General features: G+C 48.8%; 8 protein-coding genes. 7 read left to right on the top strand and 1 reads right to left on the bottom strand.

The window, feature by feature from the left end:
- Positions 1–3 precede the first annotated feature (3 nt).
- The 7 genes from CWE21_RS05815 (at position 4) to CWE21_RS05845 (ending at position 8,861) form a co-directional block, all read left to right on the top strand.
- Positions 4–717, top strand: coding sequence for a succinate dehydrogenase iron-sulfur subunit (locus tag CWE21_RS05815; protein ID WP_126833503.1), 714 nt, complete (start codon positions 4–6; stop codon positions 715–717).
- A gap of 101 nt (positions 718–818) precedes the next feature.
- A complete protein-coding gene (locus tag CWE21_RS05820) occupies positions 819–3,626 on the top strand; it encodes a 2-oxoglutarate dehydrogenase E1 component (RefSeq protein ID WP_126833504.1) in 2,808 nt (935 codons plus the stop codon).
- Between the two features lie 13 nt (positions 3,627–3,639).
- Complete coding sequence (gene odhB, locus CWE21_RS05825) at positions 3,640–5,208, top strand: 2-oxoglutarate dehydrogenase complex dihydrolipoyllysine-residue succinyltransferase (RefSeq protein ID WP_126833505.1); 1,569 nt, start codon at positions 3,640–3,642, stop codon at positions 5,206–5,208.
- A gap of 138 nt (positions 5,209–5,346) precedes the next feature.
- The gene (gene sucC, locus CWE21_RS05830; protein ID WP_126833506.1) at positions 5,347–6,513 is read left to right on the top strand and encodes an ADP-forming succinate--CoA ligase subunit beta; all 1,167 of its coding nucleotides are present in this window, start codon (positions 5,347–5,349) and stop codon (positions 6,511–6,513) included.
- On the top strand, positions 6,513–7,385 hold the full coding sequence (gene sucD, locus CWE21_RS05835) for a succinate--CoA ligase subunit alpha (RefSeq protein ID WP_126769841.1): 873 nt from the start codon (positions 6,513–6,515) through the stop codon (positions 7,383–7,385). Before sucC ends, sucD begins: the two co-directional genes overlap by 1 nt.
- A gap of 203 nt (positions 7,386–7,588) precedes the next feature.
- Positions 7,589–8,437, top strand: a complete 849-nt coding sequence (locus tag CWE21_RS05840; RefSeq protein WP_126833507.1) for a hypothetical protein — start codon at positions 7,589–7,591, stop codon at positions 8,435–8,437.
- A gap of 1 nt (position 8,438) precedes the next feature.
- Positions 8,439–8,861, top strand: coding sequence for a hypothetical protein (locus tag CWE21_RS05845; RefSeq protein WP_126833508.1), 423 nt, complete (start codon positions 8,439–8,441; stop codon positions 8,859–8,861).
- A gap of 11 nt (positions 8,862–8,872) precedes the next feature.
- Here the strand turns inward: CWE21_RS05845 and CWE21_RS05850 are convergent.
- Positions 8,873–8,951, bottom strand: a 79-nt coding sequence (locus CWE21_RS05850) for an integrase core domain-containing protein (protein WP_133307018.1), incomplete at its 5' end; no start/stop codon positions are given.

An 8,951-nucleotide genomic window follows, 5' to 3' on the forward strand; every position in this document is an offset into this window, starting at 1 on the left:
ACGATGAAGAAGTTGAGTATTTCAGTTTATCGTTACAACCCGGATGTTGATAACGCACCCTACATGAAGGATTACACCCTCGAGGTCGAGGAAAATCAGGACATGATGGTGCTGGACTTGTTGCTTAAATTGAAAGAGCAAGATCCAACGTTAGCATTCCGTCGCTCATGCCGTGAAGGTGTGTGTGGTTCTGACGGTTTGAACATGAACGGTAAGAATGGTTTGGCCTGTATCACACCATTGTCAGCTCTTAAGGGCAGCAAAATTGTGATCCGTCCGCTACCAGGTTTGCCGGTGATTCGTGACTTGATTGTAGACATGACTCAGTTCTACAAACAGTACGAGAAGATCAAGCCGTATTTGATTAACGACGACAAAACGCCACCAGCGCGTGAGCGTCTGCAATCGCCTGAAGAGCGCGCGAAACTGGATGGCCTGTACGAGTGTATTCTTTGTGCATGTTGTTCAACCTCGTGCCCGTCGTTCTGGTGGAACCCAGACAAATTCATCGGCCCTGCGGGCTTGTTGCACGCCTATCGTTTCTTGATCGATAGCCGTGACACAGCGACCGAAGAGCGTCTTGATGATTTAGACGACGCATTCAGTGTATTCCGTTGCCACGGCATCATGAACTGCGTCAACGTGTGCCCGAAAGGTTTGAACCCAACAAAGGCTATTGGACACATCAAATCCATGCTATTGAGTCGCGCGATTTAATACTATCGCGTTGATTTGCTATAGTAATGGCCGAGCTGTATCGAAATAGCCATCCAGCTTGGATGGCTATTTTTTTATAAAACGAGTGTGAAGGAACAGCGATGCAAGATGGCGTAATGCAAGCCTGGCTTGAATCCTCCCACCTAGCTGGTGGTAACATGGCGTACGTTGAGGAACTCTTTGAGTTGTACCTCGACGATCCGACTGCTGTTGGTGATGAATGGCGAAGCTTCTTCGACCAGTTGCCGCGTGAAGGAAGCGGCCATGACACCAAGCACAGTGAAATTCGTGAGCAATTCCGCACCCTTGCTAAGAACAAACTTAAGCAAGCGGGGACGGTAGTTGCGGGTGCCCCTGATCAGAAGCAGGTACGTGTACTGCAACTGATCAATGCCTATCGATTCCGTGGTCATCAACACGCGAACCTTGATCCGCTCGATTTATGGAAGCAGGAGCAAGTTCCAGACCTCTCTTTGGAGCATCACGAGCTCTCTAAAGACGATTTCGACAAAGAATTCAATGTGGGTTCGTTAGCTGTAGGTCAAGAGACCATGAAGCTGGGCGAAATCCATCAGCTACTTGAGCAGATTTATTGTGGCTCGATTGGCGCTGAATACATGCACATCGTATCGACTGAAGAGAAACGTTGGATTCAGCAACGTCTTGAAGGTGTGCGCGGACGCCCAGAATTTAAGTCTGAGCAGCAGAAAAAAATCCTGAAAGAGCTGATTGCTGCCGACGGCCTAGAAAAGTATTTAGGCTCGAAATTTCCAGGCGCAAAACGTTTCTCATTAGAGGGGGGCGACAGCCTCATCCCAATGCTGAAAGCGTTGATTAGCCGCGCAGGTGAGCAGGGTACGAAAGAAGCCGTTATCGGTATGGCGCACCGTGGGCGTTTGAACGTTTTAGTTAACGTGCTCGGTAAAAAGCCACAAGATTTGTTCGACGAGTTCGCCGGTAAGCACGCAGCCAGCAAAGGCTCAGGCGATGTGAAGTACCACATGGGCTTCTCATCTGACTTCGCGACCCCAGGTGGTGACGTGCATTTGGCCTTGGCGTTCAACCCGTCACACTTGGAAATCGTGAACCCGGTCGTTATGGGCTCGGTGCGCGCACGTATGGACCGCTTGGGCGACAAAGATGGCTCAAAAGTATTGCCAATCACCATTCACGGTGACTCAGCAATCGCCGGTCAGGGTATCGTGCAAGAAACCTTCAACATGTCACAAACGCGGGCCTTCCAGTGCGGTGGTTCGATTCGTATCGTGGTCAACAACCAAGTCGGTTTTACCACCTCGAAGCGCGAAGACACGCGTTCAACGCAGTACTGTACTGATATCGCGAAAATGGTGCAGGCACCGATTTTCCACGTTAACGCAGATGACCCAGAAGCTGTTGTCTTTGTTACGCAATTGGCGATTGATTTCCGCAATGAATTCAAACGGGACGTCATGATTGACCTAGTGTGTTACCGCCGTCACGGCCACAACGAAGCCGATGAGCCGAGCGCAACACAGCCAGTGATGTATGCCAAAGTGAAGAAGCATCCTGTGGCACGCAGTATTTATGCGAAGCGTCTTGCTGATGCTGGAGTGATTGAAAGTGATGCCGAAGACAGCTTCGTCAGCGACTACCGTGATCAGCTCGACAAGGGCGAAATCGTCGTTGACGAATGGCGTGAAATGAAAGCGCACTCGAGTGATTGGTCACAGTACATCGGTAACGAGTGGGACGTTGAATACGACGCCAAGATCAGTAAAGCACAGCTTGAAGAGATTGGCGTTGCGATGAGTACAGTCCCAGAGGGTTACAAGCTCCATTCACGCGTGAAGAAAGTGTATGACGAACGCATGAAGATGGCGAAAGGCGAAAAGAAAGCCGATTGGGGCTTTGCTGAAACCCTAGCCTACGCGACCCTTGTCGACGAAGGCATTCATATTCGTCTAACAGGTCAAGACAGCGGCCGTGGTACGTTCTTCCACCGTCACGCGGTATTGCATAACCAGAAAGATGCATCGACCTACATGCCGTTGAATAATATCCGTGAAGGCCAAGGCCCGATCGAAATTTATGACTCGGTATTGTCTGAAGCGGCGGTGGTCGCATTTGAATACGGTTACGCAACCGCAGAGCCGAAAGCATTGGTGATGTGGGAAGCCCAGTTCGGTGACTTCGTCAACGGTGCGCAAGTGGTGATTGACCAATTCTTAAGTTCGGGCGAACAAAAGTGGGGCCGTTTATGCGGTCTGACCATGTTGTTGCCTCACGGCTACGAAGGTCAGGGACCAGAACACAGTTCTGCACGTTTAGAGCGCTTCTTGCAGCTATCAGCGGACCATAACTGGTCGGTGTGTGTACCGACAACGCCGGCGCAAGTCTTCCATATGCTCCGTCGTCAGCAGTTACGTCCTGTACGTCGTCCGCTTATTGTGATGACACCGAAATCGTTGTTACGTCACCCATTAGCCGTTTCAGAACTTGATGAAATGACCGATGGCGTGTTCCAAAATGCGATTGGTGAAATCGATAAATTGGACGCGAAGAAAGTGAAACGCGTGATATTCTGCTCAGGCAAAGTCTACTACGATCTGTTGAAGGAGCGCCGTGAGCGCGAACAAGCAGATGTTGCAATTATTCGTATTGAGCAGCTGTATCCGTTCCCAGCCGAAGAAGTGGCTGAGATCTTGAAAGAATACAAACATGTGAAAGATTTTGTTTGGTGCCAAGAAGAACCGCAAAACCAAGGTGCCTGGTACAGCAGCCAGCATCACTTTAGAGCGGCAATTCCAAAAGGCGCAGATTTAACTTACGCAGGTCGTGAAGCTTCGGCCGCACCAGCAGTAGGTTATTTATCTGAACACAACAAACAGCAACAAAAATTAGTCGATGACGCGCTAACCATTAAATAGGTGACAATTGACCATGGCTATTGATATTAAAGTTCCACAACTCCCTGAATCTGTTGCAGATGCAACAGTCGCTACTTGGCACGTTAAGCCAGGTGACAAAGTGTCGCGCGATCAAAATCTGGTCGACATCGAAACCGACAAGGTTGTCCTTGAAGTTGTTGCGCCAGAAGACGGCGTAATTGGCGAAATTATCGCTGAAGAAGGTGCAACTGTTGGCGCGGACGAAGTCATCGGTAAGCTGGAAAAAGGCGACGGCGCTGCAGCCAAGTCTGACGACAAAAAGTCGGATGACAAAAAGTCTGATGAGAAGAAGTCTGATGAGAAGAAGTCAGAAGACAAGAAAGAAGAGAAGTCAGCAGCCAAAGCAGGTAGCGGCGAGAAACTCGAAGTTAAAGTTCCTCAGCTGCCAGAGTCAGTAGCTGACGCTACCATCGCTGCATGGCACGTGAAAGCGGGCGAGAAAGTGACCCGTGACCAGAACTTGGTCGATATCGAGACCGACAAAGTGGTGCTCGAAGTTGTAGCCCCAGCTGACGGTGTACTTGCTGAAATCAAGCAAGAAGAAGGCGCAACTGTCGGTGCCGATGACGTCATCGGTATCGTTGAAGCAGGCGGCGAAGCTGCAGCTGCTTCTGACGATGCGAAATCATCTGACAAATCTGCCGACAGCAGCGACTCGGATGACGACAGCGACAGCGAAGTTGCTGGTCCAGCCGTACGCCGTTTGTTGGCTGAGCACGACCTGAAAGCGTCTGACGTGAAAGGCACTGGTAAAGGCGGTCGTGTCACCAAAGAAGACGTTGAGAAACACGTTAAAGAAGGCGGTAAGAAAGAAGCGCCTGCAGCCGCGAAGAGCGAAAGCAGCGCACCAGCAGCTGGCGATCGTGACCAGAAGCGCGTTCCGATGACGCGTCTGCGTAAGACTATCGCCAAGCGTCTGCTTGAAGCGAAGAACGCAACGGCGATGTTGACCACTTTCAACGAAGTCAACATGAAGCCAATCATGGACTTGCGTAAGAAGTACAAAGACGAGTTTGAGAAGCGTCATGACACGCGTCTTGGCTTCATGGGCTTCTACGTGAAAGCTGTTACCGAAGCGCTGAAACGCTTCCCTGAAGTGAATGCGTCAATTGACGGTGATGACATTGTGTATCACAACTATTTCGACATCAGCATTGCTGTGTCAACGCCACGTGGCTTGGTAACCCCTGTGTTACGTGACACTGACAAGATGAGCATCGCTGAAATCGAGAACGGCATCCGCGACCTTGCTATCAAAGGTCGTGACGGCAAGTTGACTATGGACGACATGCAAGGTGGTAACTTCACTATCACTAACGGTGGCGTGTTCGGTTCACTGTTGTCGACGCCTATCTTGAATCCACCGCAAAGCGCTATCTTGGGTATGCATAAAATCCAAGATCGCCCAATGGCGGTAGACGGAAAAGTCGAAATCTTGCCGATGATGTACTTAGCATTATCGTATGACCACCGCATTATCGACGGTAAAGAGTCGGTAGGCTTCTTGGTCACTATCAAAGAGTTATTAGAAGATCCACAACGTCTGTTGTTGGACATCTAAGCAAAGTAAAGCCGCACGTAGCAGGGTATTTGCACGTGCGGCTGTCTTTTTTGCGCGCAAAACTGTAAAATACGCGCGAAATTTTCGGGTAAGCAGCACTTCGCTGCTTTTGTTGTTCAAACGAATCGGAAGATCATCATGAATTTGCATGAGTATCAGGCTAAACAACTCTTCAAAGAGTTCGGATTGCCAGTATCTGAAGGCTTCGCAGTTGATACTGCAGACGAAGCCGTCGAAGCTGCCAAGAAAATTGGCGGTGAGCGTTGGGTAGTTAAAGCACAAGTGCACGCCGGTGGCCGTGGTAAAGCGGGCGGTGTAAAGCTTGTTTCTAGCCATGACGAAGTACGTGACTTTGCTAACAACTGGTTAGGCAAAAACTTGGTCACCTACCAAACAGACGCGAACGGTCAGCCGGTTGCGAAAATCTTGGTTGAGAGCCTTACTGATATCGCTTCAGAACTGTACTTAGGCGCAGTTGTTGACCGCGCAACACGTAAAATCGTGTTCATGGCGTCAACCGAAGGTGGTGTTGAAATCGAGAAAGTTGCAGAAGAAACACCTGAAAAAATCTTGAAAGCTGTGATTGATCCAACTGTGGGTGCGCAGCCATACCAAGGTCGTGAGCTTGGCTTTAAACTGGGCCTTAACCCAGACCAAGTGAAGCAGTTCACCAAAATCTTCTTAGGCCTAGCGGCCATGTTCGAGCAGTACGACTTCGCATTGCTTGAAATCAACCCATTGGTTATCACTGAGCAAGGCAACCTGCACTGCTTAGACGGTAAGATCAACATCGACAGCAACGCGCTATACCGTCAGCCGAAGATCCGCGAAATGCACGATCCTTCGCAAGAAGACGAGCGCGAAGCGCAAGCAGCGAAGTGGGAACTTAACTACGTTGCGCTTGATGGCAACATCGGTTGTATGGTTAACGGTGCTGGCTTGGCGATGGGTACGATGGACATCGTTAAACTTGCCGGTGGTCAACCTGCAAACTTCTTGGACGTTGGTGGCGGCGCAACTAAAGAGCGTGTTACTGAAGCATTCAAAATCATCTTGTCTGATGACGCAGTACAAGCCGTACTGGTTAACATCTTCGGTGGTATCGTCCGTTGTGACATGATCGCAGAAGGTATCATGGGCGCAGTTGAAGAAGTTGGCGTTAAAGTTCCAGTTGTTGTTCGTCTTGAAGGTAACAACGCAGAACTAGGTCGTCAGAAATTAGCAGAAAGTGGCCTGAACATCATCGCAGCAGAGAGCTTGTCTGACGCTGCTGATAAAGTGGTTGCTGCGGCAGGAGGTCAATAATGTCTATCTTGATCGATAAAAACACCAAAGTTATCTGCCAGGGTTTCACTGGTGGTCAGGGTACTTTCCACTCTGAACAAGCAATTGCTTACGGTACGCAAATGGTTGGCGGTGTAACCCCAGGTAAAGGCGGTCAAACGCACCTTGGTTTGCCAGTCTTCAACACTGTGCGCGAAGCAGTAGAACAAACTGGCGCAACAGCGTCTGTTATCTACGTACCAGCACCTTTCTGTAAAGACTCAATCATCGAAGCTGCGGACGCAGGTATCGAGTTGATCGTCTGTATCACTGAAGGTATCCCGACGTTGGATATGCTTTACGTGAAAGAATACTTGACGCACAAAGGCGTGCGCATGATCGGTCCAAACTGCCCAGGCGTTATTACTCCTGACGAGTGTAAGATCGGTATCATGCCTGGTCACATCCACAAAGCAGGTAAAGTGGGCATCGTTTCACGTTCAGGTACCTTGACTTATGAAGCCGTGAAGCAAACTACAGACGAAGGCTTCGGCCAGTCGACCTGTGTTGGTATCGGTGGTGACCCAATTCCTGGTTCTAACTTCATCGACATTCTCGAAATGTTCGAAAAAGATCCAGCGACTGAAGCTATCGTGATGATCGGTGAGATCGGCGGTACTGCAGAAGAAGAAGCTGCTGAGTACATCAAGCACAACGTGACTAAGCCTGTGGTATCTTACATCGCTGGTGTAACTGCTCCTCCGGGCAAGCGTATGGGTCACGCAGGTGCTATCATCTCTGGTGGTAAAGGTACTGCAGACGAAAAATTCGCAGCACTTGAAGCCGCTGGCGTTAAAACCGTACGCAGCTTGGCTGATATCGGTAAAGCATTGCGCGAGAAAACTGGCTGGTAAGCCACGTTTTTTAGCAACAAGCTAAGCGAAAGGCACCTTCGGCAACGTTGGTGCCTTTTTTGTGTGTGTATACTAAGTTTTGCATAGGTGTTTTTAGTATGTTAAAAATGCTTTGACAAAATCTAAATGCCAAATAAAACAACAATATAATGGATCGTGCAAACGGATGTTCTAGCTCCGTGCTGTAGCGTGGGCGGCATTACTTGGCGAACAGCCAAAGCCATAACCCGTACAGCTACATCATGAACAATCCGCTGGCGGGCACCGACCCGAGCGGGTATCTTTGGTGTGGTACTGGGGCGCTGGAGAAAGCGGAGTGCAATGACGAGCGGAAGCATAAACGCCGCGACTCCGGGAGTGTTGGATTTAGAGCCGCCGAAACCTACTGGGTACACCGCGGTTCAGCGGCTAGCAACGGTGCTCGGCATAGCCCTCGCAGCGCTGCCAATGGTGAGCGGGAGCGTGGTGCGATTGGTGGGCCTGGGGAGGGTGGTGGCGGTGGAAGACATACAAGCGATATAGAAAAGGAGCTTGGTGGAAGTTTATTTGAGGCTACTGAAGACGGATGGACCCTCAACTGGAGTGAAAATGTCACTAGAGAAGATAAATCAGATCTAGTTGGGCAGTCTGAGGATTCTTTTTATGTTGGGTTAGTTGACGAGTTAACTCGTCAGGCGCAAAACCTTAAAAATGCCAAGGTCGACCCTAGTGACACCAATGATAACTTCTTAATACAAGGCTTAAACAGTAGCGCATTCAGGAAATACACAATGACATCAGATGTGTATGAAAATTACACTCAAGTGTCAGGTGAAATAGTTTATTCGCTTCGGAATGTCAACACCAATGAAACAAGGTTCCTTAGGCGGGAAAATATATCCGGAAGGGAAAATATCTTCAGGTCTGCAACCCTTCGCAGTGTCGACTTTAAAGGCTTTGTTGGTGTGGCTAATCTCCCCAGAGGAACTCAACCTCAAACCTATTTGTACTTACGACAAATGCAAAGGTCTGTAGGTAAAAACATTATAAAATTAAATGTAGGAGGAAATTAGGGTGAGGAAAATTATTTACACGCTTTGCATATCTGCAATTATTTCAGGTTGTGCAGAACCTGAACCTAGCAATACTTTTAACGCAATCGTGACATTTCCAGTGAACAATCAATGTCACGACTATGTCACTCAACTAACTGTAAGTAGCGGTTCGTATAATATGTCGTATAAGCCTTTCACAGTTAAGCTTGATGCTTTTCCGCAAATATCTGGCTTCATGGAATTGCGTAGTAACAACATGTTGAATGTTGAATTGCAAAATGAAGCAATTAGGGTGATGGATGACTGTTTTGCACGAGCTAAAACCACTATCGAAGTGGCAACCCCAGAGGATTGGGTTAATGCAGGAAAAGCCATTCAATCCAACTTATTTAATGGCGTTCCTGTTGACCTTTCCCCTGAAATAACACCATATTTTCAATGAGATTTCAGTTTTTATGCCACCTGGTTTGCGTACTCAACTGGCGGTAAATAATTCAATGAACTGTGTGGGCGTTCTTCGTTGTAATGCCGC

This window comes from Pseudidiomarina aquimaris (genome assembly GCF_003987395.1).
GTDB lineage: Bacteria > Pseudomonadota > Gammaproteobacteria > Enterobacterales > Alteromonadaceae > Pseudidiomarina > Pseudidiomarina aquimaris.